This window comes from Sphingobium herbicidovorans (assembly GCF_002080435.1).
GTDB lineage: Bacteria > Pseudomonadota > Alphaproteobacteria > Sphingomonadales > Sphingomonadaceae > Sphingobium > Sphingobium herbicidovorans.
Genome location: NZ_CP020538.1, coordinates 1,471,337 through 1,496,701 on the forward strand (window position 1 = coordinate 1,471,337; position 25,365 = coordinate 1,496,701).

General features: G+C 64.0%; 20 protein-coding genes and 1 pseudogene. 14 read left to right on the forward strand and 7 right to left on the reverse strand.

Annotation, left to right across the window (positions count from 1 at the left end):
- Nucleotides 1-118: 118 nt before the first annotated feature.
- The 5 genes from B6S01_RS07180 to B6S01_RS07200 all read left to right on the forward strand — a co-directional run bounded on the left by B6S01_RS07180 (nt 119) and on the right by B6S01_RS07200 (nt 9,969).
- On the forward strand, nt 119-490 hold the full coding sequence (locus B6S01_RS07180) for a hypothetical protein (RefSeq protein ID WP_037464375.1): 372 nt from the start codon (nt 119-121) through the stop codon (nt 488-490).
- Nucleotides 487-2,334: a type IV secretion system DNA-binding domain-containing protein gene (locus tag B6S01_RS07185; RefSeq protein ID WP_037464372.1), complete on the forward strand. Its 1,848-nt coding sequence runs from the start codon at nt 487-489 to the stop codon at nt 2,332-2,334. The genes B6S01_RS07180 and B6S01_RS07185 overlap by 4 nt, the downstream gene beginning before the upstream one ends.
- Nucleotides 2,247-5,096: a MobF family relaxase gene (gene mobF, locus B6S01_RS07190; protein WP_322787649.1), complete on the forward strand. Its 2,850-nt coding sequence runs from the start codon at nt 2,247-2,249 to the stop codon at nt 5,094-5,096. The genes B6S01_RS07185 and mobF overlap by 88 nt, the downstream gene beginning before the upstream one ends.
- Before the next feature lie 261 nt (nt 5,097-5,357).
- The gene (locus B6S01_RS07195) at nt 5,358-6,512 is read left to right on the forward strand and encodes a hypothetical protein (protein ID WP_037464368.1); all 1,155 of its coding nucleotides are present in this window, start codon (nt 5,358-5,360) and stop codon (nt 6,510-6,512) included.
- A complete protein-coding gene (locus B6S01_RS07200) occupies nt 6,505-9,969 on the forward strand; it encodes a DUF4062 domain-containing protein (protein ID WP_037464366.1) in 3,465 nt (1,154 codons plus the stop codon). Before B6S01_RS07195 ends, B6S01_RS07200 begins: the two co-directional genes overlap by 8 nt.
- A gap of 42 nt (nt 9,970-10,011) precedes the next feature.
- Here the strand turns inward: B6S01_RS07200 and B6S01_RS07205 are convergent, their stop codons facing one another.
- The 6 genes and pseudogenes from B6S01_RS07205 to B6S01_RS07225 form a co-directional block, all read right to left on the reverse strand.
- Nucleotides 10,012-11,364: a DUF4209 domain-containing protein gene (locus tag B6S01_RS07205; protein ID WP_156103343.1), complete on the reverse strand. Its 1,353-nt coding sequence runs from the start codon at nt 11,362-11,364 to the stop codon at nt 10,012-10,014.
- 38 nt (nt 11,365-11,402) lie between these two features.
- Nucleotides 11,403-11,897 (reverse strand): annotated as a pseudogene (locus tag B6S01_RS22225) (DUF7380 domain-containing protein); the annotation flags it as partial.
- Between the two features lie 347 nt (nt 11,898-12,244).
- The gene (locus tag B6S01_RS07210) at nt 12,245-13,285 is read right to left on the reverse strand and encodes an IS110 family RNA-guided transposase (protein WP_037464362.1); all 1,041 of its coding nucleotides are present in this window, start codon (nt 13,283-13,285) and stop codon (nt 12,245-12,247) included.
- A gap of 185 nt (nt 13,286-13,470) precedes the next feature.
- The gene (locus tag B6S01_RS07215) at nt 13,471-14,319 is read right to left on the reverse strand and encodes a hypothetical protein (protein ID WP_037464359.1); all 849 of its coding nucleotides are present in this window, start codon (nt 14,317-14,319) and stop codon (nt 13,471-13,473) included.
- Nucleotides 14,320-14,532: 213 nt separating this feature from the next.
- Entirely contained in the window at nt 14,533-15,507 is a 975-nt protein-coding gene (locus B6S01_RS07220) for a radical SAM protein (RefSeq protein ID WP_037464356.1), read from the reverse strand.
- Complete coding sequence (locus B6S01_RS07225) at nt 15,504-16,097, reverse strand: cysteine hydrolase family protein (protein WP_037464353.1); 594 nt, start codon at nt 16,095-16,097, stop codon at nt 15,504-15,506. The genes B6S01_RS07220 and B6S01_RS07225 overlap by 4 nt, the downstream gene beginning before the upstream one ends.
- A 76-nt stretch (nt 16,098-16,173) precedes the next feature.
- Between B6S01_RS07225 and B6S01_RS07230 the strand changes: the two genes are divergently transcribed.
- The 5 genes from B6S01_RS07230 to B6S01_RS07250 all read left to right on the forward strand — a co-directional run bounded on the left by B6S01_RS07230 (nt 16,174) and on the right by B6S01_RS07250 (nt 21,186).
- Nucleotides 16,174-16,908: an NUDIX hydrolase gene (locus tag B6S01_RS07230; RefSeq protein ID WP_037464350.1), complete on the forward strand. Its 735-nt coding sequence runs from the start codon at nt 16,174-16,176 to the stop codon at nt 16,906-16,908.
- Nucleotides 16,905-17,891: an SPFH domain-containing protein gene (locus B6S01_RS07235; RefSeq protein ID WP_234810759.1), complete on the forward strand. Its 987-nt coding sequence runs from the start codon at nt 16,905-16,907 to the stop codon at nt 17,889-17,891. Before B6S01_RS07230 ends, B6S01_RS07235 begins: the two co-directional genes overlap by 4 nt.
- 7 nt (nt 17,892-17,898) lie before the next feature.
- Entirely contained in the window at nt 17,899-18,792 is an 894-nt protein-coding gene (locus tag B6S01_RS07240) for an NAD(+)/NADH kinase (RefSeq protein ID WP_037464347.1), read from the forward strand.
- Nucleotides 18,793-18,802: 10 nt separating this feature from the next.
- Nucleotides 18,803-20,107, forward strand: coding sequence for a nicotinate phosphoribosyltransferase (gene pncB / locus B6S01_RS07245; RefSeq protein ID WP_037464344.1), 1,305 nt, complete (start codon nt 18,803-18,805; stop codon nt 20,105-20,107).
- A 413-nt stretch (nt 20,108-20,520) separates the two neighbouring features.
- The gene (locus tag B6S01_RS07250) at nt 20,521-21,186 is read left to right on the forward strand and encodes a hypothetical protein (RefSeq protein ID WP_197053212.1); all 666 of its coding nucleotides are present in this window, start codon (nt 20,521-20,523) and stop codon (nt 21,184-21,186) included.
- A gap of 593 nt (nt 21,187-21,779) precedes the next feature.
- Here the strand turns inward: B6S01_RS07250 and B6S01_RS07255 are convergent.
- Nucleotides 21,780-22,274: a hypothetical protein gene (locus tag B6S01_RS07255; protein ID WP_062792986.1), complete on the reverse strand. Its 495-nt coding sequence runs from the start codon at nt 22,272-22,274 to the stop codon at nt 21,780-21,782.
- Between the two features lie 169 nt (nt 22,275-22,443).
- On the opposite strand from B6S01_RS07255, the gene B6S01_RS07260 reads away from it, so the two are divergent.
- The 4 genes from B6S01_RS07260 (at nt 22,444) to B6S01_RS07275 (ending at nt 25,362) form a co-directional block, all read left to right on the forward strand.
- Nucleotides 22,444-22,725 (forward strand): hypothetical protein, encoded by a 282-nt coding sequence (locus B6S01_RS07260; RefSeq protein WP_037464335.1) that lies wholly within the window; start codon nt 22,444-22,446, stop codon nt 22,723-22,725.
- On the forward strand, nt 22,718-23,050 hold the full coding sequence (locus tag B6S01_RS07265; protein WP_037464333.1) for a HigA family addiction module antitoxin: 333 nt from the start codon (nt 22,718-22,720) through the stop codon (nt 23,048-23,050). The genes B6S01_RS07260 and B6S01_RS07265 overlap by 8 nt, the downstream gene beginning before the upstream one ends.
- A 263-nt stretch (nt 23,051-23,313) precedes the next feature.
- A complete protein-coding gene (locus tag B6S01_RS07270) occupies nt 23,314-24,678 on the forward strand; it encodes a hypothetical protein (RefSeq protein ID WP_051908196.1) in 1,365 nt (454 codons plus the stop codon).
- 9 nt (nt 24,679-24,687) lie between these two features.
- Nucleotides 24,688-25,362 carry a hypothetical protein gene (locus B6S01_RS07275; protein WP_081570321.1) on the forward strand — a complete coding sequence of 225 codons (675 nt, stop codon included), beginning with the start codon at nt 24,688-24,690 and terminating at the stop codon, nt 25,360-25,362.
- Nucleotides 25,363-25,365 lie beyond the last annotated feature (3 nt).

Below are 25,365 nucleotides of genomic sequence, written 5' to 3' on the forward strand. Positions count from 1 at the left end.
AGCATTTCTGCGGGTTTGACGCAATGCGGATAGCATCCCGTCAAACGGGAGGACACGGGAACGGCGCAATTGCGCCGTTCCTCGCGATGGCGAATAGCATCTCGGCTGGAGCGGTGCGATGAGCGCCCGCGCCCAGACCGTGCGGCTCTCTCCGGCCCAGCACCGCACCCTTGCCGGCTTTGCCAGACAACGCGGCCTCAGCGAATATGCCATGCTCGCCCGCGTCGTGGACACGGGGCTGGCCGCCCTCGCTCAGGGGGCAAGCAGCGCGATCGACGCCCGCGAGATCGTCACCGAACTGGCATCGGTCGGTACGCGCATCGTGGATGTGGAGCGGATGCTGGACCGCGCGTTGTTCACCGCCTGCGCTGCCTATTGCTACGCCCGCAGCGCGGCCAGTGGTGCGCGCAAGAGCGACGCGATCCTCACCGAGGAGATCACCGCCGCCTATAATCGCCAGAGGGGCCTCGCACGGGAGACCCGGCCGTGACCCGCCCCGACGATCGCCGCAACCATGCCGATGCCCTGCGCAAGCATCATCTCAGCACGCAGGGCGCGCGGCTCAAGCGGCAAGCCCTGGTCATGCTCGCCTCCGTTGCTCTGGGCGGACTGACACTGCCCAACATGATGCTAGGCCGCGACGCGATGCTCGCCACCGGCACCTACTACTGGGCGAGGACCAAGCTCTGGGCCGTGTCCGGCTGGGAAGCTGATACGGGGATCGACGTTCACTATCCCGACCATGTCGAGGAAGGGCGATCGGCGCGCCAGATCATCGCCCATCCCTATTTCCGGCGGCGCGTCGATCTTGTCTGGTCCTCTTTCAAATGGGGCAGTGTGCTGGGCTTCGGCGCCTGGCTTGTAGGCCTGATCGCCTTGCGGGGCGCGCTGGCGCGGCGGCGCGAGCGCCTGCTGGCCGATCGCTGGATCGGCGGAACGCGGGTAGTGAACGAGAAGCAGTTGGCGAGGCTGACCGGGAAGGAGGCTGACGCCCCGACCCTGTCAATCGGCAAAGTGCGGATACCGGCCCGGCTGGAAACCCGCCACATGGCGATGATCGGTACCACCGGCAGCGGCAAAACCACCGCGTTGCGCCAGTTGCTGGATGGCATCGAAGCACGGGGCGAAGCCGCTCTGGTCTACGACACAAGCGGCGAGTTCATCGCCCACTATTACGATCCGGCGCGCGGCGACGTGATCCTCAATCCGTTCGATGCCCGTTGCGCCTTCTGGTCGCCCTTTGCCGAGATCGCACATCCGGCGGACGCCGATCGCATCGCGCACCAACTGATCACCGAGACCGGCCAGCATGACAGCGACGTATGGCTCGATACCAGCCGCATCCTTGTCGCCAACATGATCCGAGCCCTGTGGCAGGAGAACAGGCGCACCCTCCCCGACCTGCTCCATGCCCTGAAGAACCGGCCCAAGGACGACCTCAAGGAATGGCTCGCCACCAGTTCGTCGGCGCGGACCTTTGCCGACGATGCCGACCGGGCCACGGGCAGCGTGCTGTTCATGCTCGCCAAGGCAGCGGACCTGATCCAGTTCCTGCGCGCTGAGGACGGCAAGGCCAAACCCTTCGCCTTCCGCAGCTTCATCGAAGCGCTGGACCGGCATCCGGGTGCGCGGCCTTGGATATTCGTGCCGAGGAAGGAGGATTATTTCGAGGCGTCGAAGCCGTTACTCGCCTGCTGGCTGGAATGCGCGGCCAGCGCCGTGCTGGGCCTCCGCCCTTCGGAGGAGCGGCGCATCTGGTTCGTGCTGGACGAACTGGCCGACCTGCCCCGTGTCGACAATCTGGCGCGGCTGCTGCCCGAGGGGCGCAAGTTCGGCGCGGCGGTCGTGCTGACCTTCCAGGCACTGGGGCAGATGCAGCATCGCTATGGACCGCAGATCGCCGAATCCATGCTGGGCTGCTGCAACACCAAACTGTTTCTGCAAACCATCGACAGCGATACCCGCCAATGGGCGAGCCAGACCATCGGCGACTGCGAAATGGAGATCCGCACCAAGACCGACATGCTCGGCGACGGCGACGAAGGCCACCGCATCAACTTGGGCCGGATGCGCGAGGTACGGCCCGCCGTCATGGAGAGCCAGCTCCGCCTTGCGCGGCACGAGGGCTATCTCCTGCTGCCCGACGGCTTGCCGGTGGCGAGGATCAGGCTGACCGCCGATCATATCGCGCGGCGGGGCGATCCCCACCAGCTGGGGTTCATTGCCGCCGATCCGGCGACCATGCTGTGGGGACAGGCCCTGCGAGCCGTGCCGCCGTCACCGGAGCCGTCATCGTCACCGTCCCCGAAGCCCGACAGTCAGGGGCCGGTGTGATGGTCGCGTCGGTATCAGCCCTCACCAGTTCGGCGCAGGCCAGCAGCTACTACGAGGCCGAAGACTATTATGCCGAGGGCGGACTATCACCCTCTCAATGGCAAGGGGCTGGCGCGGAGGCGCTGGGCCTGTCCGGCGAGGTGGATCGCGATGAGTTCCGCGCCTTGCTGGACGGCAGGATCGGCGACCAGCAGCTTGGCGCCTTCCGCGACGCGCAGTTGGAGCATCGTCCCGGTTGGGACGTGACCTTGAGCGCGCCCAAGTCGGTGTCGATCATGGCCGAGGTGGCAGGCGACCGACGCCTGATCGAGGCGCATGGTGAGGCCGTGAAAACCGCGATGGCCCATGTCGAACGCCATATGGCCGCCACCCGCATCCGTGATGGTGGCATCGTCGCCCGCGAGGCGACCGGCAATCTGGTGATCGCGAGCTTCCAGCATGGCACCAGCCGCGCCCAAGACCCGCAGCTTCATACCCACAATGTCATCCTGAACGCGACGCAGGGCGAGGATGGCGCGTGGCGCAGCCTCGAACCGCGCGCGATCTATCAGCTTCAGAAGCAGATCGGGGCGATCTACCGGCAGGAACTGGCCTTGAAGGTCCGGGAACTCGGCTACGAGATCGAAGCGGGCAAGGAGTCCATGTTCGAGATCAGGGGCGTCTCCAAGCAAGTCATCGAGGCGTTCAGCACCCGCAGCACCGAGATCGAGGCGGCATTGGCGGAGCGTGGTACGTCCCGCGACATGGCCAGTGCCGTCGAGAAGCAGGTTGCCACGCTTGACACCCGTGAAGCCAAGGTCGCCGTCGACCCTGCCGCCCTTGTGGCGGAGTGGCGGGAGACGGCCGCAAAAGCGGGGTTCGGTGCCGAAGCGAGATTGACGATGGTCCGGGAGGCCGAAGCGAAAGCCGCAAATCCCTACCATCGCGCCGCCATCGAATTGCAGGGGGAGAATGCCGCTGCCCGTGCTGTCGCCCATGCCGCCGACAAGCTGGGCGAGCGGCAATCGGTGTTCTCCGCTGCCGCCTTGCAGGAGGAGGCTGGACGGATCGGACTGGGTCGGATCGGTTACGCCCAGATCGGGGAGGCGATCGAGGTGGCGACGAAACAGGGGGACTTGATTGACCGCACCCATATCGACCGGCGCGGTGCGGAGTTCGCCGGGTTCACCACCCGACAGAATGTCGAGACTGAAGCGAGGATGCTACGAATCGAGGCCGAGGGGCGCAGTGCGCTAGCCCCTATTGCATCGCCGCTTGCTGCGGCTAGGGCTGTTGCCAGCGCTGCGGCGCAGGCCGAGCGCACTGGCCATGGCTGGAATCCCGATCAGCGCGCCGCCACCGAGCAGCTTCTGACCAGCCGCAACCGGATCACCGCCGTTCAGGGCTATGCCGGCACCGCCAAGACCACGACGGTGCTGGCGACCTTCGCCCGCGAAGCCAAAGCGCGGGGGATAGCCGTGACGGCCCTGGCTCCGACCGCGTCGGCGGCGATGGTGCTGGGCGAGGCGCTGGGCACGCGCGGCGATACCGTCGCTCGGCACCTGCTGTCGCCAGAGCGTGGCGATCCCACCCGGCCCGCCGCGTGGATCGTGGACGAGGCATCCCTGTTGTCGGCGCGCGATACCGCGCGGCTGTTCGATCTGGCCGCGAAGCAGGATGCCCGCATCGTGCTGGTCGGGGACGTGAAGCAGTTGGGCGCGGTCGAGGCGGGTGCCGCCTTTGCCCAGTTGCAGGGCGCTGGCATGGAAACCGCTAGGTTGGTCGAGATCGTGCGGCAGACCAACCTCGCCACCAGGGAGGCCGTGCTGGCGTCGATCGAGGGGGATGCCAGGAAGGCACTTGCCGCGCTGGACCGGGGTGGTGGGCAGATCATCGAGACCCAGGAACGCTCGACACGCTTTGCGGCCATCGCCGAGCGGTATGCGGCGCTCGACAAGGCCGGGCGTGCCCGCACCATCGTTATCGAGCCATCGCGCGAAGGGCGCGATGCGCTGACCGCCGACATTCGCACCGCCCTCACCCAGTCGGGGGTGCTGATCGGCCGCGCCGTCGCGGTGGAAGCCCTAGTCAACAAGGGGCTAACCCGTGGCGAGGCGCGCGATCCGCTGAGTTATGACAAGGGCGATGTGGTCCGCTTCACCCGCGACTATGCCGACAAAGGCGTGATGCGGGGTGCAGCCTATCGCGTCGAAAGCATCGACCCGGCCAGGGCTGCCATAGCGCTCAAGGCGGAGGACGGGCGCGAGGTGGACTGGCGCTTGCGGCAATGGGGTGCGGGTCATGCCCAGGCCTTCTCAGCCCAGCCGATCGATCTAAAAGCCGGCGATGCCATCCGCTTCACCCGCAATGACCGGGAGGCAGGCCGGATCAATGGCGCGCGCGCCGAGGTGATCGCCGTGGATCAGCAGGCTCGCACCGCCACCATCCATATCGGGCAAGGAACGACCGAGACGCTTCATCTCGATTCTGCCCGCGACCGGCATATCACCCATGGCTATGTCGATACCGCCTTTGCCGCGCAGGGGCGCACCGCCGATCATGTCATCATCCATGCTGACAGCAAGGCGGTCAATCTGGTCGATCAAAAATCCTTCTATGTGGGGATATCCCGAGCAAAGGAATCCGCGACTATCTTCACCAATGATCGTGATAAGCTGGTTGCGGCGATCAGTGAACGGGCCGGCCAGGTGCAGACTGCTATCGCTCAGGCGACGGCATCCGGGTTGGCGGCTGGCACCGCGAAGGGAGCTGGTCTTGGGTGAGGCTTGGCTTACGCCCACAAGCCTAAAGGGGCGGCGTAAATCAGTTGCCTTGTCCCGTTTTTCTAACCCACCGTTTGTTTGTTTGCTTCATCGAAGGAATGACCGGGGCTGCGGACTGTCCGGAACGGCAGCTTCCGAAACCGAAAGGCGATAAGCTGCCGCCCAATCATCAGCTGCCTGCGATCGAATCCATGGCCAGTGTTGGGAATTCTCTGCCTGACCGACCTTGGCAATTTGGTCAAAGTCGCACAGAGAATAGGAATGGCAGCGAAGAGGGGAAAGAGCGCTAATAAAGCGAAGGGTGCGAAAGCAAAGGATGTCGAGCGGAAGGCAGCGAACCGCGACGATCTAATTAAAGATGCGGGCGGCTACGACTGGGGCTGGCCCGCTCTCGAGATGGTCATGGCCAATATGGAACTGTCGCAGCGTCTGGCCGTCGGCGGTTTTTCGGGCTGCGGCTATGGCATCATCCCTGACGATCTGCCCTTCATAACCCTCGTTGGCTCCAACATTCGCGGAATGAAGTCCGCGCTCGCGCTGCTAAAGGAATGGACCACGCTGTCCGGACCGAACGCGATCCGCCTCGAGATCGCTTACGATGGGCCGGGCTATGTGCTCGCCATCTCGCAGCAGGTCGATCTCCTGCGCTGGCGTGTTTCCGGCATAGACACGGTCCGCCAGCCGCTGATGATGGTGACGAGCCATATCAAGCGCATGGATTCGCGACATTGGATGCTCGACCAGCTCGCCGATTATGCCGCGCAGCCGGTAGCGCCTCTGCGACTGATCATCGCGGAGATGCCGGAGAGTGTCTCGCGCGGCGGCGGCAGCCGCGGCTTCGGCTTCACGCCCGATTGGGATAACGCCATCCTTCTGCCCGGCATTGAAATCTATCGGCGGCCCGATGATCGGCCGCCGCATACGATGGCGCGAACCGAAGCCGAATTCGAGGCAAGAACGAAGAATGGCCCGGATCCCGGCTGGCCGCCGGCCCCGGAACAAGACCCCAAGAGCGTCGCGAGCGCCCGCGAACGGCGGCTCGCCGCGTCGATGCCCAAGACGCTCCACGTGCTCCGCAACACTCTCCGAGGTGCCGCGTTTCTGGAGCAGGCGTTGGTGCTGGGGTGTGCCCGGTGGCAGGTCGAGCAGGCGATCTGCAATATTCGGTCGGCCGATTTTCTTGCCTATCAGCCAAGCGGTGCACGCAAGCGCCTCGCCATGATCGACGCCGTCCGTCATCGGGTGCTGGAGCCGGCCTCAATGGACGTCGATCTCACCGTCATCTCGAACGATCAGATTAGCGCCCAGATCGGGCTCGACACCGCCTTCCTGTTGCGGCGTCTCGAACCCGACCGTGAGATCGGGGACGCCGTCGCTGAGCGGATCGAGCGCATTCGGGAGCTCGGTTATGGCTGACCCGCCCCTGGAGCGGGGGACGGCGGACCGCCTGCGGGTCTTCATCAGCTCGACAATTGGCGAGTGCGCGACCGAGCGGGAAGCCGCGCGCGCCGCTATCCGGGGTCTCAACTTCGAGCCTGTGCAATTCGAACGTGAAGGCGCGCGAGCGGAGGCGCCCCGCGACTTCTATCTGCGCAAGCTCCAGGACTCGCACATCGTCATCGGCATCTATCGCAAATCCTATGGATGGATCGACGAAGCCAAGGGGATGTCCATTTCCGGGCTCGAAGACGAGTTTCGCGAGACGCAGCGGCTCGGCAAGGATTTCCTAGCCTATGTGCTGAAATCCACGCCCGACCGCGATGCCCGGCTCGAAGCGATGGTGAGCGAGATGATGGGCGGTGCACACGTCCTCTATTTCTTCGATGACGGCGAGGATCTCAAGGCGCGGTTCCGAGATGACCTGACGGCGCTAGTCACCGACCGGGTTACGCTAGCGCAAACCCCGTCGCCAGCCATCGGCACGGCGAGCGCAACGCTTGCCGCCATCTTCCGCGGCGAAGCGCTGCGCGTCCGGCGCAACGGACTGCTCGATCAACTTTCGCGGTCCGCCGCACTGGCTCGGATCGTCTGGGTGACAGGAGCATCGGGCGCGGGCAAGACGGCGCTCGTGGCCGAATGGTCGCATGAGCGCGAAGCGGCTTATGTCAACGCGCGCGGCATGGACGCCCGCACGGCGCTGCTCGCCGCGGCTGAGCGGCTGGGGATCGCGCGCGGACCGGAGCTTGCGACACCCTTGTTCGAGGACGCCCGCTCGATGCTGGTCGCGCGCTGGCGACACGGCAATGGCTGGCCCTTGGTGCTGGACGATCCGGAAGATGCCGATGCGGTCTGGTCGGTGCTCGGCGCCTGTCTCGGGCAGAGCGGCACTGGCTCGGTGGTGATCGTCACGCGCGAAAAGCCGGAAGGCGCAGCAGGAGACGAGCTACCCGTAGAGGGCTTCACCAGCGATGAGCTGGTGGCGCTGCGCACGCTCGCCGGCGCGTCCGTCCCGGCCGGCCAGGGAGATCTGCCGCTCCTCCTTCGCACGAAGGCGGGGGCCGTGACAGGCAGCCAGCGCTACGACGCGCTAGATGCCGTCTCGCGCGAGATCCTCGGTTATCTGTCGCTTGCGCCGGCGATGCTGACCCTGTCCGACATGCAAGCTCTGCTCGGCAGTGCGGCCGCGACGGCAACCGAAATCACCGAACATGTCGCCGCTATGGACGATCTCCTGATGGAGGCCGCGGCCGGGTACGGCTTCATCCACGAGAGCCTGCGCGACGAGATTGGGCAGATTGTCCTTGAGCGTCCCCAATTGCATGGGCTGCTCGTCGATCGCTTGTCGAAGCGGCTCGCGCGCACCGGAAGATCCTGGGCGGCCTTCAGCCTGCGGCGAAGCGAGATGTCCGAGCGGGTCACGCGGCTCGCCAATCGGGCCGCCTCGGAGGCGGTGTTCAGTGGATCCACGCGACACCTGACCGATGCGCTCGACTATCTCGTTGACTATTATCGGTCGCGTTCGGAGAAGGGCCGCCTTGTTTCGGTTCTGATTGCGCTCGGCGAAGCGCGCGCGAACCAGGGCGCGACCAAAGCGGCCGAGCTGCTGTTGCAGGAGGCGCGCGACACCGCGGCGCAGATCGACGATCGCGAAGCCGGCGAGATGATCGATCTGCTCCAGGCCTCGATTGATCTGAGGCGTTCGGCATCGGCGACCGCCCTTGAGCGCGTGCGCGCGCTTCGCGACATTGCGCGAGCACAGGGTCGCAAGGATCGCGAGGGGCGGCTGCTGATTGACGAAGGCGTCGCCTATCTGAGCGTGAACGACACCGACGCAGCCGCGCCGATCTTTCGGCGCGCCCGCGAGGTTTTCGCGGAGCTCGAGGATGGATATGGCCTCGAGATCGCGACGCGCAATCTGATCGCGTCGCTCACACTCTCGAAAGAGGGGAGAAGCGAAGCCGAAGCACTCCGCGCCGAGCTGGAGGTCGACGAGCGCGATTCCCCACGTCATCGCGCGTGGCTGTGCAATTTGGAAACTCCGCGCCTCCGCATCGAGAAAAGGTTCGAGGAAGCCGAAGCGATGGCCCGCGAGGCGATCGCCATCGGCGAGGAACTGGGCGACGGATATCTGGTGGCGATCAACCAGATTATGCTCGGCAACGTGCTGCGCGATGCGGATGATCTCGCTGGCGCGAGAGAGGCCTATGCCGAGGGCGGCAAGCTCGGCCAGTCAGTGGGCAGGCCAGACATTGAGGGACGTAGCTCGCGTTTGCTCGCCTCAGTCGACAACCAGGCCGCCGCAGCGGCGGACGGCGTGGAAAGGCGCTCACTCGCAGCACGTGCCGAGCAATATGCGACCCACGCCGCTGGGCTCTTGGCGGACAGTTATGCCTGGGTCGAGCAGGCCTTCGCGCTTGAGGAGCGGGGAGACGCCCACCGGATTCAGGGGCGTGACCGTGACGCAATGTCCGACTATGCGCTCGCCATCGGCGGGTATCTGCGCGGGGATGATCGCACCGAAGCCGAGCGCCTGTTGCGCTACTTCGTACCGTTCATCGCCGAGGAGGAAAATCCCGAAACGCTGATCGCGCTCGCCTTCGATGGCCGGAGCGATCTCAAGGGGTCGAGTGCTTGGGTCGAAGCAATGACGGTAGCGCTATCGCGCTGCCCCAGCGCGGCCGCACCCAGCGTCCTCGGCTCTCTGGTCCGGTCCTTTCTCCCCGGCCGGAATGGTGCATTTTGGTTCGATTGTCTGGTCCGGTGCCTCCTTGCTGTCGACGAGCGGCGCGGTCTGAGAAAGCAGGGATCGCTGGGCTCTATGCTCTTGCTGGCGATCCTCGGCTTTGGTCGGCATCGCGCCTTCACTACCGCGGAATTGCTTACGCTTACGGGGATCTGCGCGAGCGGGCTGGACCATATGGTCGTGCGTCATCGCCCCGACGACGATTTGAACCTTGTCCTTCGGCTGGGCAGCACGCAGCGCCTGCTTTTCACCGTGCGCACCGATGCCAAGAAGCCCGAATCCATGTTCGTAGCACTGGTGATCGGAGCCTTCCTCGATGCTTTTGCGTACGAGCTTTCGGACATTCTCTCGCCGGACCTTCTTGAAGAGGGGGCCGCGATCGACGTCCATGTCTTTGCCCAAGCAGTCGAGAGTCAGACGGTCGCGGACTTTTTTAGCGAAGGCCTCAAGGACAAGCCCGTTTCGACAGCCCGGATCATCGCGAAGGAGGGCGAAGAGCCACCCATCGTGGTCTTCGTGCGGACGGATGCGATCGAGGTATTGGCGGCGAGCGAAGAAAGTGGAGGGGAACTCGAGATCATGCTCGCACGCTTCCTCGACGAAGTCATCTACCTGACCACGGGGCGCAGTGTCGATGACGAGATTTTCTCCGCAAAGATTCGAGATCTGCTCATTTCAATCCTGCGGTAGCGCGTCTCAGTCCGCTAAGCGTACGAAATAGACATCGAAACTTTAGAGTGACGCCTGCTCGATTGCGGGAGCGACTCTCTCCTTCCAGTGCCTGACCAGTGGCAGGCAGGCGAGGCGGTAAATCATCCAAGAGGCATATACGCCTGTCGGGTGGTAACACTCGCCTGCGGACATCTTGCCGTGCGCCATCTCGTGTCGGAGCTGCGGACCAGGGCTGTGATGGAACAGCAGGTCGATCTCGTTGACGATGTCGCGCCCAAAAATCTCTTCCAGCTCCGGACGCAGGGACTCTAGCATGCCGGACAGTGATCGATCCTCCTGGAGGAGGTCGGGCTTGATCTTGGAGGTCTCTCGATTCCCGTTGAGCATCACGTGGCGGAGAGAGTTCTCCAGCTGTGGGATCAGCAGGTAGGCGGCCGACGCTGCGTCGCCCTGCAGGAGCCGGGCAAACCCCAGGGCAAACACGTGCTCATGCCCTGGAGGCACGAAGGGACTCATTTGCGCGATGGCCGCGAAGTGCCTGACCTCAAGCGGGAACCGGACCATGGCGGTGCGACGGGCGGGTTCGATGTAGCCGCCGACTATTTGGTGCCGCCAGATGTCGAGCGACCGGAGGTACTGCTCCTTGAGCCAGGCCTCGTCGGGCTCGCCGTCAAACGACGTGGCCGGCGTCTCGGCCACCGTCTTCCCTTCGTGATCTGCATAGCTGGCGCCGAAAAGCGATGAGAGGAAGCTGTCCTTTCGTCCGTCCAAGGCCTGCTGTCGTAGGTCGTCCACCGTCGGTGTCGGCACTAGCAGCGCGAACTGAAGCAGCACGTCGGGTAGGGTCAGCCCCTCGAAGATCTCTATGGTCCCCTGCCGCTCCTGCGTCAGGTCTAACGGCAGGCTGAACTGCCCGAAATCGTCGAGGGATGCCTCTTGGAGCTCACGCAGCTCCTTCCGAAGCTCAGCGATGCGGTCCTTGAACCCGCGAGCGGCCCGGAGCTCACCGATGGCCTTGCGCGTCCAGAATGCCTGCGCCGACGCTGAGCCCACTTGCTCGCGCATCCGAAGCGTCTCGTCGACGGACCGCTCCTGGCAGCGGCGCTTGGCGTCCTCGTCGCGGATCTTGGCATATCCCTGGGCGGCCAAGTTCCACACCGCCTGCACCGCCATCGGATAGTCGCCTCCATCGCGCGCCGCGGCGAGCTTTTCCGCGTCAGGCGCCACCCTAGGCCAGTCGGCCAGACCGTAACCCACTCCGAGGTTTGCGACTCTCTCGAAGGCGACGTACTGGCCGGTCTCGCGGGCCCGCTCGTACAGCACCTCGAATGCCGCTCGCACAGACTCTGGGATTTCGCCGCGCTTGCGGGCCATCGCGGCGATCTGGAGCGCTCTGTCGAGCCACGCGACCAAATCGAGGATGCTATCGAGATCCGCGAACGGCGCGCGTAGGTCCCATCCAGACGGCGCTCGATGGTCTCGCTGTATGCTGCGATAGCTGCCGCCGCGGCGCCGCCCTGCTTGCGGTCGTTGTACCATACGACATCCGCGATCCTCGCCCTCAAAGCTGGATGCGCGATCCCGTCGATGACGCCCGCGAGCACAGCGTTCTGCTCGCCGCGGAAGTCGCTCGCCGTATAGGACCGCCCTTCCGGGCCAACGAACCTCGGTCCCCAAGGCTCGGCTGGGTCTTCGACTTGCAGGTGGAGGGTGCAGAGGAACATTAGCAGCCGGTAGCCGCGCGCCCTGGCTGCATGGCCCGCCTCGTCGGCCGCCTTCGCGGCGCGATCTAGGGCTCCTTCGAGCGCAAGGTCGTCGGCGCGATCTAATCCCTCTAACGCCTTCTCCAGATCGATGGAGGCAAGATCTTCAGCCGATGCGAGCAGAACCGCAGCCGAGGACTCGTCCTCGGTCGCCTCGTGTTCGTCGTTCGCCTCGTCGCCCATGACTACGCGCCTTAACAGAACGAATAGAGAACTTCTAGGCTTGCAAAAGTCCGTATATTCATGCGTCCTGACGGAACCGGACCGTCTTCTGTGGATGGCTCGCGCGTTGCAAGTGTAAAGTGGTGATCTGGCCGTTGGTCGGGTGCAGTCGTCTGTCCGGCCTGTTGGTGCAGTCGGTGCAGACTGCTGGCCCTGATGGGGTCCGCGAACAAGGTCCGATCGGCTTAGCAGGCTATTACGCCTAAGACAGTCCTTGGGTTGTCCTTGTTCCCGGTCCGACCGGTTTTGCCATCACATCCTTCGCTCTCACAACCTCGTGAAGCTGATCTCCTCAGCTAGCTCTTGATCTATGCTCCCGCCAGCATAGGCGCATGCCCGCGTTCGAAGACGCCGCCGCGTGCCATGAGCGCCCATGCCATCCGCGCCATCTTGTTAGCGATGGCGACCGAGGCGACGCGCGCGGGCTTTCTGGCGAGCAATGTGACAAAGCGCGGATCGACCGTGGCGGGTTTCTCCTTGGCGTATCGGACCAGTGCGGTGGCGCCGATGACCAGAAGTTGTCGCAGATATCTGTCGCCCATCTTGGTGATGCGCCCCAAGCGCTCCTTGCCGCCACTCGAACTCTGACGCGGGGTCAGCCCCAGCCAGGCAGCGAACTGGCGCCCCGACGAGAACTGACTTGGATCGGTCACCGACGCTGCTAGCGCGGTCGCACCGACCGGCCCGATACCGGGGATCGTCGCCAAGCGCCGGGCCCGCTCGTCGTTCCTCTGCAGAGCGGCGAGACGCAGGTCGAGCTTGCGCAACTGGGTGTGAAGCTGGAGCAGTTGTCCTGCTAGCACTGCGACGACGTTCGTCGCCTCGGTCGGCAGATCGAGTTTGGGCTCGCCATCAACGATCTCCCGCGCTATCTGCAAGGCCCTCACGATCCCCACCGGGATGGCGATACCCAGCTCGGCGAGCACGCTGCGCAGCATGTTGACCAACTGCGTGCGCTGCTTGATCAACAGGCTGCGCACGCGGTGTAGCGACAACGCCGCTTGTTGCTCGCGCGACTTGATGGGCACGAACCGCATCGTCTGACGCGTGACCGCTTCGCAGATCGCCTCGGCATCGGCAGCATCGTTCTTGCCGCGCTTTACATAAGGCCTCACATAGGCTGCCGGCATCAGCCGCACCTCATGGCCCAGCCTCGTCAGTTCGCGCGCCCAATGATGCGATGTCCCGCAGGCCTCGGCGCCTATCAGGCAAGGTGGTAGCTTTTCGAAGAACGGCAACATCTGCGATCGCCGCAACGCCTTGCGAAGGACGACTTCACCGGTCGCGCTGATACCGTGAACCTGAAAGACGTTCTTGGCCAAATCCAGGCCGATCGTGCTAATCTCCATGGCGGGTGGCTCCTGACTCGGGTTGCATGACAGCAACCCATCTTGGCACTTAGATGCCGTGAGCGGGAGCCATCCACCTCATCCGCTCTCGCGCCAGTTGCCGTCGTCGGGGAGCTGCTGAACGAATGGCAGCTACCAATGAATGAATCCGAGGCCCGCAATGGCGGCTACGTTGGCGGTCACGGTCAGGGATCAGGCCAATTACGCCTCATTTCCAGAAGGTTGATGATCTTTTGATAGCTATGATCGGGACGTATCTCACCGGTAAAGCCCGCCTCGCGAATCTCTTCCTCCCGCTCCCTTTTTTCGAAAGAAATCAGCCGAGGATCGAAACTGATGCTTCGGAAGACTATGTTCGGATCGACCCGGACATTACGGACCGGAGGCACGGATTGATCCTTCGGCCAATCTCGGGCGATTAGCATTAGTCGCACTTCCTGCTCATGCTCGAAGTAGGTCCGCTTCCACAGAAGTGACTCGGCCCGCCCCTGCACTGTGCGAAAGAAGGTGGGGCCGTACCCATCCGTGTTGCAGGCGTTGACGATGCGCTGACCAATTTCGCGATCGTCCAAATACTCGACGCGCCCGATTACAAAGTGGCTATCTGCACCATCGGCATGCCAGATCTCCGCTGCCGAGAATAGATTCCGAACGGTGGTCGTTACGATGACGCCTTCCCCATCACGGGCGTTATTACGCTGGCTTTTCGGGTCGATACTCACCCGCGAGTAGGCTCGCAGCAAGGTGTCGGAACCGGGATTGAGCGACCAGCATTGCGCCCATACTGGTGCCAGATAGGCGGCAAGAGACTGCTGCCCTTTCGGCGGAGAGAGTCTGCTACCCTCCAGCATACAAAGGGCGGTGGGATCTTCGCGAGGATCTTCCCAAGTATGGGGCGCGACCAGACCTATTTCCTGTGACCGAAGTATGTTCAGGAAGCGGCGCAACGGGAATATGCGCCGGATAATAACATCCAAATCGGGGAGCCGCGCAACTTGGCGGCACGGATCCGCACTGATCTGCGTAAACTCCACTCTCTGCCTCCCTCGCCAAACACAGCTGTCTTAGTACGATGGATCACTGTCGTTAGGGCCGGATGAATAGACGACAGCTTTGAACAAACCATCTGAGCCCATGCGCAATGCACGAGCCGTTCCTGAACTAAGGGCAGGTTTCCACGAGCCGTTCCGAATGCGCAAATGGCCGCTTTGTCGGCGGTCGCAGTCAATTGAGTCGCCCGGACGGATTCATGCTAGCAGCGGTTCGAACTTGGCGAACTGCTGGGTACTCGGGCAATCGGCGCAGTCGCGAGGTGGCCGCGCGCGCTGGTGCAACTGCAACTGGCGCGGCAGAGCCTGAATATCCGCGATACTATTAAGGTCATCAACTGAAACGCCGAAATGCTCAGGCGCAAAGCTACATGGCGCAATGCGGCCGACTTCGTCGATAAACAGGAAGGTTTCCGCCACCCGGCAGTCGGCGACGGGCATCGGCCGGCCCGCGACGGTGTCGGCGAGTCGCTCCAGATAGGCGGCCCCGCCAACCAAAGTTGTTCCCATCCGGCCCAGTTCGGCGCGCAGCTGCGGCATTTCAGCGGCCAGTTGCGCGACATCGTCGGGGCGCAGGCGATGGTCGGGATAGAATTCGGGTCGATCGCGCCCGCCCAGTTGATTGAAGCTGATTTCGTCGATGCCCCAGCCGGCGAGGGTGCGGCACAACATGGCGAAACCGTCGATGTTGTCGCGCATCAGCACGATGTTGGCGCGCACCTTGAGCCCCGCGCCCGCAGCGTCCCGCTCGCCTGTCAGCGCTGGCACGCTCTGCGCGAGCTTGTCGAACGCGCCGCGCCAGCCGCGCATGGCATCATGGAAGCTGGACATGCCATCGATGCTGATCGTGACCTCGCGATAGCGCTGCACAAGCTCCGCGCGCACGCGCGGCGCGCCCAGGCGGGTGCCGTTGGTGGTCAGGCTGAGTCCAATGCCCCATCGTGCCGCGCGTTCGTCCAGCTCGGCACGCGGCGCCCACAATAATGGCTCGCCGCCGAGCCAGCTCAACAGCACCGGATGTCCGGTTTCGCCCCGCCACGCGCCGAGCAGGTCGATGAGCCGCGCGACCTGCGCCGGGTCCACCTCTTCGCGCGGCAAGGCGAGACGTTTGTCGTAGGCGCAGAACGGGCATGCCAGATTGCAGTGGTTCGAGACGCGCCACAGGACAATCATGCCGCCGCCTCCAGCCGGACCGGTGCGTCCGCAAACTCATCGGCGATGACTTGCTCGATCGGTCGCGTAATGCCGCGGGTAAGCCCCATCGGCGCTTCGACCGTGAATCCACGCGCGACGAGGCCCTCAATTGCCCAGCGGACGCAATAGTCGGCAGCGACGCCGATCACCGTCACTTCCTTGACGCCCCGCGCCGTCAGCTCCGCAAAGAAGGCGTCCCGCGCAACCTGCTCACCTGTCGCGACCGCCGTAACCGTGAGATCGGGCTCGGCCCACATGTCAAACACACCCTTTTCGAGGAGGTAGACCGGGACGGCAGGATCGATCGCGTCTGGATCGAGCACATTCTCCCATCCCGGCGTGCCTTTCTCGCAATGTGGCGGAAACTGCTCGGCCTCCGCCGAAGCCGCATAGATCTCAGGCACGTGCGTGTCGGCCGTGAAGAGTACGCCAGCCACATCTTCGGTACGTAGACCCGCAAGCCATGCTTTCATTGGTGGTACGATCGCCTCCGCTCCAGCCACCGGCAGCGCCCCGTCGGCGGCCACGAAATCCCGCTGCATGTCCACCACGATCACGAAACCCGTCATAGGGTACCTCCTTGGCGTTTGACATATACGCAATTCACGCATAAGTAAAGCGCATAACGCATATAAGGTCGACTCGATGGACGAAGCTGCCTTTCTCGAAAACTATGATCCCGCCGCATATGAACGCCCGTCCGTCGCCGTGGATCTGATCCTGATGAGCGTGGTCGATGGCGCGCCTGCCGTGTTGCTGACGCGACGCGACCAACACCCGTTTGTCGGGCAACGGGCGCTGCCCGGCGGCTTCGTCGGGATCGGCGAAAGCCTCGATGAGGCGGCACATCGCATCCTCGCCGCGAAGGCGCGGATGTCGGATGCCTATATCGAGCAGCTTTATACGTTCGGGGCGGTCGATCGTGACCCGCGGACGCGGATCATCAGCGTCGCCTATTTCGCACTCCTTCCGGCGGACCGCTTCGCGGCTGCGCTGAAATCCGCCCCCGAGCTGGCGCTCGCGGAACTCACCGTCCCATGGCGCGGCGAGACAGGCGGCCCTATCGAGGCGCGCATCGGTGACGGCGATCCTCTGCACCTCGCTTTCGACCACGGCGAGATGCTCAGCCTCGCGGTGCGTCGCCTGCGCGGCAAGCTCGATTATTCCGGGATCGCCTTCGCGCTCCTGCCCGAGCGTTTCACGTTGCGCGCCTTGCAGGACATCTACGAAGCCATCCTTGACACCAAGTTCAACAAGCCCGCCTTTCGCCGCCGCATGCTGGATCGCGGCTGGCTGGAAGCGACAGGCGAGCGCGAGACCGGCGCGTCGTTCCGTCCAGCCGAACTCTATCGATACCGTCAAGCAGAAGGGGAACAATGATGGCCCACGTCCGCAATTTCAGTTTCGCCGCGCAGCTGCGCGCCGACGCAAGCAGCCATGTCATCCGATATCGCAAGGGCCGGGTGCGGCAGAGCGGGCGGGGTCTCGTCTTCTGGTTCCGCCCGGAGACCGCCAGCATTGCCGAGCTGCCGATGGACGACCGCGAGATGGCGCTCTTCGTTAAGGGGCGCAGCCAGGACTTCCAGACCGTGGCGGTGCAGGGCACGCTGACGTGGCGCGTTGCCGATCCCGAGCTGCTCGCGGCGCGCGTGGATTTCACGATAGGCCTGCGCAGTGGTAGCTGGACCGCTGAGCCCATTCAGCGCATTGAGACGCGTCTTGCCGGCCTGGTCAATCAGGCGGTGCTGCAATATCTCGCACAGGCACCAGTGCAGGCGCTGCTCGATAGGGGGCCGGACCCCTTGCGCGGCGCGCTGCAGGCGGCGCTAGCGCACGATCCGGCGCTGGGCGAGATCGGTCTCGAAGTCGTCGCGATCCGGCTCACCAACCTCGCGCCCAGCGCCGAACTGGAACGCGCGCTCCAGACGCCCACCTTCGAGGCGCTCCAGCAAAAGGCGGATCAGGCGACGTTCGAACGTCGGGCGCTCGCCGTCGAGAAAGAGCGTGCCATCGCCGAGAACGAGCTCGCCAATCGGACCGAACTCGCTCGCCGCGAGCAGCAGCTGATCGCGGAGGAAGCCGCAAACGCCCGCACGCGCGCGGCGGGCCTCGCCGAGGCGCAGCAGGTCGAAGCGGCGGCCGAGGCGGAGCGTATTCGCACCGTGGAGGGCGCCAAGGCAGAGGCCGAGCAGGCGCATATCGCAATCTACCGCGATCTGCCGCCCGCCGTCCTCCTGGGGCTCGCGGCGCGCGATCTGGCGGGCAAGCTGGATACGATCGAGCATCTGAACGTCACGCCCGATCTGCTATCCAGTCTCCTCGGCGAGTTCCGCCGCGAAGCGTCTGCGCTTCCGGCCCGGTGAGGGCGCGATGCCGACCAACAGCCCTCGCGCGGTATTCGTCACTCGGGAGAGCAACTATGAGCTATTGCTCGCGCGTCATGCGACGCGCGAGCAGGCACGGTTCTTTCTCGAAACGCGCGGCCAGCGGATTGAGACGCTGGAGGATCGCGACTGCCAGCTGCACGATGCGCTGAAACAGGCGCGGCTGGCGGTGCCGGACGACTGGCGGCAGGCACATGTGCGCCGACCCGACCTCGATCGGTTCCTGTTCGGTCCGGAGGACGTGATTGTGCCGGTCGGCCAGGACGGGCTGGTCGCCAACGTCGCCAAATATCTCGCCAGCCAACCCGTGCTGGGAGTGAATCCGTCGCCCGATCTCTACGACGGCATCCTCGTCCGCGTGCCCGTGCGACGGCTCGCCGATCTGCTTCGCGCAGCCGCAGCAGAACAGGCGCCGATCGAGTACCGCACGATGGTCGAAGCCCGGCTTGACACCGGAGAGCGCCTGCTTGCGCTCAACGAAGTGTTCGTCGGCCATCGCAGCCACCAGTCCGCGCGTTTCAGCATCGTGGTCAGCAGCGGCCGGGAGGACCATAGCTCCAGCGGCCTCATTGTGGCGTCGGGAACCGGCGCCACGGGCTGGGCCCGTTCGATCATGGAATCGATGGGGACGCACGTGCCGCTGACGCCCGAGGAGCGCGCCGTCGCCTATTTCGTCCGCGAGGCCTTTCCAAGCATTGCAACCGGCACGAGCATACGTGCGGGCAAACTCGCCCACGAGCCGATCGAGGTTACCTCGCGGATGAACGATGGCGGCGTGATCTTCGCGGACGGCATGGAGCAGGACTTTCTGGTGTTCGATTGGGGTCGCCGCGTATTTGTGGCACCCGCTGCCCACGCCCTTCACCTCGTCACCGGCTGAGGATCGACCAATGCCCGTCACTGACATCGCAACGCGCGTCTATAACCATGGTTGGCGGCTCGATCCGGTCGTCCGAAGCCTGCTCGACACCGACTTCTACAAGCTGCTGATGCTGCAGATGATCCGGCATCTGCATCCGGACGTGCAGGCGACCTTCTCGCTGATCAATCGCAGCAAGTCGCTGCGATTGGCGGACGTGATCGACGAGACGGAGCTGCGCGAGCAGCTTGACCATGCGCGCACGGTCCGCTTCTCCAAGAAGGAGCTGATCTGGCTTGCTGGCAACAGCTTCTACGGCAAGCAGCGCATGTTCGCGCCGGACTTCATCGAATGGCTCGCCGATTTCCAGCTGCCCGACTACGAGCTGCGCACGATCGACGGTCAGTTCGAACTGCAGTTCGAGGGGCCGTGGACGCATACGACGATGTGGGAGATTCCGGCGCTCGCCATCGTCAACGAGCTGCGTTCGCGTGCCGGGCTCAAGGGCAAGGGCCGCTTCGAGCTCGACGTGCTCTATGCTCGCGCCAAGGCTAAGCTCTGGGAAAAGGTCGAACGGCTGCGCCAGCTTCCTGACCTAGTGATTTCAGACTTCGGCACCCGCCGCCGCCACAGCTTCCTCTGGCAACGCTGGTGCGTCGAAGCACTCAAGGAGGGTTTGGGCACGCGCTTCATCGGCAGCTCTAATGTGCTGCTCGCAATGGACAACGACCTCGAGGCAATCGGCACCAACGCGCACGAGTTGCCGATGGTGCTGGCCGCTCTCGCCGAGGACGATGCCGGTGTGGCAGCCGCGCCCTATCTGGTGCTGGGGGAATGGCGGGCGCACTATGACGGGAACCTGCTGATCGCGCTCCCGGACGCCTTCGGCACCACTGCCTTTCTGCGCGACGCCCCCGATTGGCTCGCCGACTGGACCGGCTTCCGTCCCGACTCCATGCCCCCGATCGAGGGCGGCGAGCAGATCATTGCCTGGTGGGAGGCGCATGGCCGCGACCCTCGCACCAAGCTGCTGATCTTCTCCGATGGGATGGATGTCGACAGCATCGAAGCGGCGTATCGTCACTTCCATGGTCGGGTACGGATGAGCTTCGGCTGGGGCACCAACCTCACCAACGACTTTCGAGGCTGCGATCCCGACGGCGGGCACGAGCTGGAGCCGATCTCGCTCGTTGCCAAGGTGACCAGCGCCAACGGGCGTCATGCCGTGAAGCTCTCTGACAATCCTTCCAAGGCGACCGGCGATCCTGCCGAAATCGAGCGATACCTGAGGATTTTCGGGCAAGATGGTCGAGTGCAGCAGGTCGTCGCAGTTTAATCAGCCGCTGACCGACGCGCCTAAGTTATTTTAGTTCGACCTGCCGCGTGAGGTGGGTCCGACAATCGTCTGCGATGAGTCTCTTAGCGGCGGTGGGTGCCGGCTTCGGTGGATAGGCGCCGCTGGGTTGGAGGATGAACGAATGGCGGCTTGTAGGAGCGTCGGCGGATCGCCGGAAGGACCGCTATGTTGGCGGCCCTAGCCGTTTATGGCTCACGCTGATGACCTCCCGCCCAGGAGGCGCTGTTCAGCACGGCCTTTGCCGCTTCCATAAGCTGATATTTGTTTACCAAGACCACCTGGGGCGCTCGGAAGGTCCGAGGGCCGCATCCGGATGGATTCCTGCAACTCTATCTCCCATACCGCTTTGTTCGCGCTGGCGCGCCGCCGGCAGATTGGCCATCATGGTGGTCATGACCACGTGGACAGACTTCGAACGTAGCATTGCTGCTGCCCGTCAACTCACCGCCATGTACGCTGAACTAAGACGGGCCCGCGGACTGGGGGCTCGCGGGCGGCTTAATGCTGACAATCAGGACCTACTATGGATGCCGCGATCGGCGGTGGTGGCTGCGATCTCCGCTATGGACGCGTACATCCATTCTGTCCTTGACGAACGCATTCCTATCGCGCTCGCGCAACCGATTATTCCTGAGGCGCTTGCGGCGGCTATGGCGGACTTGTTGCCGATCAAGAACGCCGCCAGCTTTAGGCAGGCATTCCCGATTCTCACTGCCTCGAACACCGCTACGGCATTAAGCGCACGATTGAGAGATCGGAGCCTACAGTTCCTGTCCTATCAGGCCCCCGACAAGATCATCGCAGCCTACAGTCTCATCGGACTAGAAGGAATTTTCGATGAGGTCGCCAACTTCTGGCCAGGGCCCGGGACCACCGCGCAGGAGATCAAGAACCGGTTGGCGAACTATGTAAAGCGCCGCAACCAAATCGCCCATGAGGGCGACTACGAAGTTGGCGGCGCTGTGCGTCAGATGCAACCCAAGTATGCCAACGACTGCGCGGACTTCATACACAACCTGACAAGTCGTTTCGATCGCGCCGTCTACGGCGAGCGCTAAGCGACGAGGCGGAACAGCTTGCCTGTACTCGTCTCCACTTGACCGCAACAGCGGGAAGTAGAGAACGCTGAATAAACTGCGGATGGCGGTTCTCTTGGCCAATTACCGTCTTTGGCCAGACATAAACGAAAGGCGGATTTCGACAACCTCATCTGAACAAGCGATTGGCCTCTGTGGATGACGAAACCGCCGGCGCTGGCGGCCTTAGGCCCCGCAGACACAACTAGGGCTGCCGGACCAACTACGTACACGATCAACATTATGTCCATCTGGGCCGCCTTCCCCTAGATTCACAACATCCATGATCATTTCCAAGGGCGCAGAGCTTTCGAGACAAGGCTGAATGCCCTCGAGCACGCCGCAGTACGATCACGCATGCCACTTCCGGGGTATGGCGCTTGCGATGGCCTCGCCAATGAGGAGCATGAGCGTTCAAATAATTTCAATCGCCCATATTCATGCCCCTTGAAATGTAATGCCTCTGTTTCCATTTCCAGATTATGCAGCCACCGCTCTCCCTCGAGCAGAATTTCAGCGAGGCGTTCGCCTCGACCAGCACAGCGCTGGTGGTGGCCTGGCGCTATCTCGGGCGGTTACCCGCGAGTGAACCCAAGTTCCGCTCGCAACGAGAGGGCAGGATCGACTGGCGTGCTTTCGCCGAATGGACTGCGCCCGACCGGGACCGGAGCGCCTTCGTTGCAGCGCATGAGATCACGCACCTGCTGCTCGATCACCTGGACGAGGCGAGGCGCAGCCCGACGAAATTCTGGAATACGGTCGGCAGCTTCGCGACGGGGGCCAAGATCCTTCCGCATATCGATTGCGAAGGTCAGATCCTCCTCGATATCGATAACGGGCTGTATCTTCCCGCCAATCTCAATCGCCTGTTCGATCTGCCGATCGTCGATGGCCAGCATCGCATGGTCGCGGTGCAGAACTTCATGTCGGCAAAGAAGCGCGATGCGCTGATCGATGCTTTTGTCGCCCGGATTTTGAGCAATCCGTTCCGGCGCGACGCTGGCTTCGACGATGTAGAGGCTGACCTTGCCGATCTCGCGCAGCATGTCGTGGCGCAGGTTCGCGAGCATTCGCGTGTGCGGCTGGTGTTCAGCTTTCCGCCGCCGTCGGGGGCACAGTCCTCGACCCGCGACATGGTCCTGAGCTTCGCGCTCTGGACCGGTTGTCCTCCGCCCGAGGGCGATGCCGTCGCCGCGCATTTCGCGCTGCCCGCATCGTTCAGGGTTGGAGTCAATTCACATGGTTTCGCGTATTTCGGACCTTCGGGTCGAACAGGCCCGGCGGCATGGCTGCATCGTCGGCCTGCCCAAGGATTTCGCCGAGGAAGTGGCGGCGCTCGCCGACTTCCTCATGGACTGCCACATCTGGTCGGACGTGACCTTGCTGTTCGACGGCGAGGTCGTGGCCCATCGCCCGGGCCGCTGGCGGGTGCCGGTCGAGGACGGATGGTGGCTGATGTTCGGCTGGACGCCGCCGTTCGGCCCGGTCGAGTTGCAATTGTGGCATGAGGGCGATGGCTGAGACACGAGATTTCCCCCCGCAGCTGCCGGGCGTATTCCTGCGCGACCGGGTGCTGCGCAAGCCCGGCGCCAAGATCACGCAGGAGGCGCTGGCCGACGCGCTCGATGTGTCGCGCTTCACCGTGAACCAGATCATCAACGGCCACCGCGCGATCACCGCCGACATGGCGGTGCGCCTGGCCCATGTGCTCGGTACGTCGGCCGATCTGTGGCTCGACATGCAGAAGCGCGTCGATCTGTTCGAGGCGCACAGGAAGCTCGCGGCGGAAAGCCCGAAGCTCACCGTCTTGCGGGAAGCCGAGGCCGGGCCGCCGGCGAGCGACTGACGTGCCCGGTAGCGACCGGCCCAAGCCGCGGAGCCTAGACGGCCGGGTCAGCCACTGATCGCCGTCCAAGGCGATGAGCAGCAGTCGCACACAACCTCAAGCCGAAGTAGACGTCGCCGCAAAGAGCTACGCATATTCCGTAGTTTCTCGAACTCGCCTCCATTATGAATAGAATTGTGCGGCGCTCAACCTAGCCAAGACTTGCGGGAATCATCATAAGGTGAGAGCCTGATCACTTCAGCGTTGCTTTGGGGGAGTAAGCGATGCGGAGTTTGGCCTTAGTTGTTGGTGCGGGTGCCCTCATTCTGGGCTCAGCCGCCATTCTGCGTGGACCGCTGGGAGATGCAGCGGCACAACCGGCCTCCGATCCGGCTGCGGAAGCGAAATTCCTCGAATATACGCGGTATCCGGTTCCGGCCGGGGAGACCGGAAAATTCCAGCTCAACGTCGATTTCCCGAAGACGCGCCCTGCCGCGCGCGCCATGCCCTGGGATGCGATCGACTTCCGGCAGCAGCCCGAAGCCTATCTGCGCAGCGTGCTCGACTATTGCTTGGCGGATGCCGAGGGCCGCGACTTTCAGTTCGGGGGCAGCACGAAATGGTATCATGCACCCTGGCTGGCGCGCGAGCCGATCCGCGGCCTGACCAACGAACGCGGCTCGGTCGTGGGCGAACTGGCAGTCGGGCATGGCGGTGCGAGCAATGTCGCAGTCGGCTATTACAACGACCTCGGTGCCTGGGCCTTTTCGAAGGTCTGGGCGAACCGGGGCAATCCACAACCCGCTGCCGTCGATTTTCCGGTCGGATCGGTCTCGTGCAAATTGTTGTTCACCGATGCCGACCCCGCACAGGTGACCTATCTCAAGGGCTCGCTCGAATGGCGCGCCGCGCCGCGCGGGACCGCCAAGACCGTGCGGCTGCTGCAACTCGACGTCGGTGTGCGTGATGCGCGGGCCAATGCGATGACCGGCTGGCTGTTCGGGACGTTCATGTATCTCGGCGATCCGCAAGCGCCGCGCCCATTCGCCTTCAAGAATCTGACGCCGGTCGGGCTGATGTGGGGCAATGATCCGGACCTCGGACCGATCAAGGTGAAGACCGGTGCCAAGCCCGTCGAGGGCTGGATGAATCCGGTGGTCGTCGAACATTATCGCGCGATCCGGTCGCAGACGCCGGGCCTCGGCACCGATCTCGGCCTGTTCGGCCGCGTCAACGGGCCGGTCGACAATCCGCGCTCGGGCTGCCTCGCATGCCATGGCCGCGCGCTCGATGGCGGTCCAGACTGGACCTCGGCCGAGCGAAGCCGCCAGCTTCCATTTGTGCCACCCAACTTCAACGCGGCGAACCCGACGGCGCAGGAAGATTCGGCGGTGCGGCGTTTCTTTCGTAATCTCAAGCCCAATGAGCCGTTCCTCGCTGGCAAGCAGTCGCTCGACTATTCGCTGCAGCTCGCGGTCGGCCTCGAAAATTATCACGCCTGGCGCCAGCAAGCGCGCGTGATGCTGGCGCCGCAGCGCGCCTCCGACTTCAAGGCGGTGCGCGAGCGCAACTGGATCGACGTCGTTCCCGATGCCGAGGAGCCCAAACGTGGCGATGCGCCTGCCGAAGCTCGCGAACGGCGCAGATAGGAAAGCGACATGCCGACGACTGCCGACAGCTCTGCACCGGTGACATCCGCGCTCGCCGCGATGCTGCATCCTGGCGATGAAGGAGCGTTCCATGCCGCGATCGCCCCGGCCGCCGATCCCCGGCAGGCGGTCGAGGCATGGATCAATGCGGGGCTCCCCCAGGGTGCTCCGGCGTTGCAGGTCCGCTCGCTCGAACTCCATCTCGTGCGCGCGTTTAACACCGCTGATCTCGGCTCCGGTCCCGAGACCGTCGTGGTCGGTGAACCTGAATTTCTCTATGTCGCCGATGTCGGGCTGGCGGCACGGGCGGGCTTGCTGCTCGCCTGGGCGAACGGCATCGGTGCGGGAGTTCCGACCTTCCCCGAATTTGCCAACGCGAAGCTGCGCACGATCGTAGACACGCAGCCGCGCAACCTCATCTTTCCGCTGATCGCCGGCGAGTGGATCGGCAGCATCCGGGCCGGCACTGATCCGCAAGCAGCCAAGGCGGCGATCGAAGGGCTTGCCGCGTACGACGTGACGATCAGCGGCACCTTCGTCGAGGGCAAGTGTCACCCGTTCATGGAAGCCGAGATTTGCGCCCAGCTCGAGGCGGGTCTCGATTTCCTTCGCTATGCCGAGCCGAACCGCGTGGTGCGGCTCGTCGATTTCAGTCCGGGCTGGGACGCCCGGCGACTTTGCTGACGA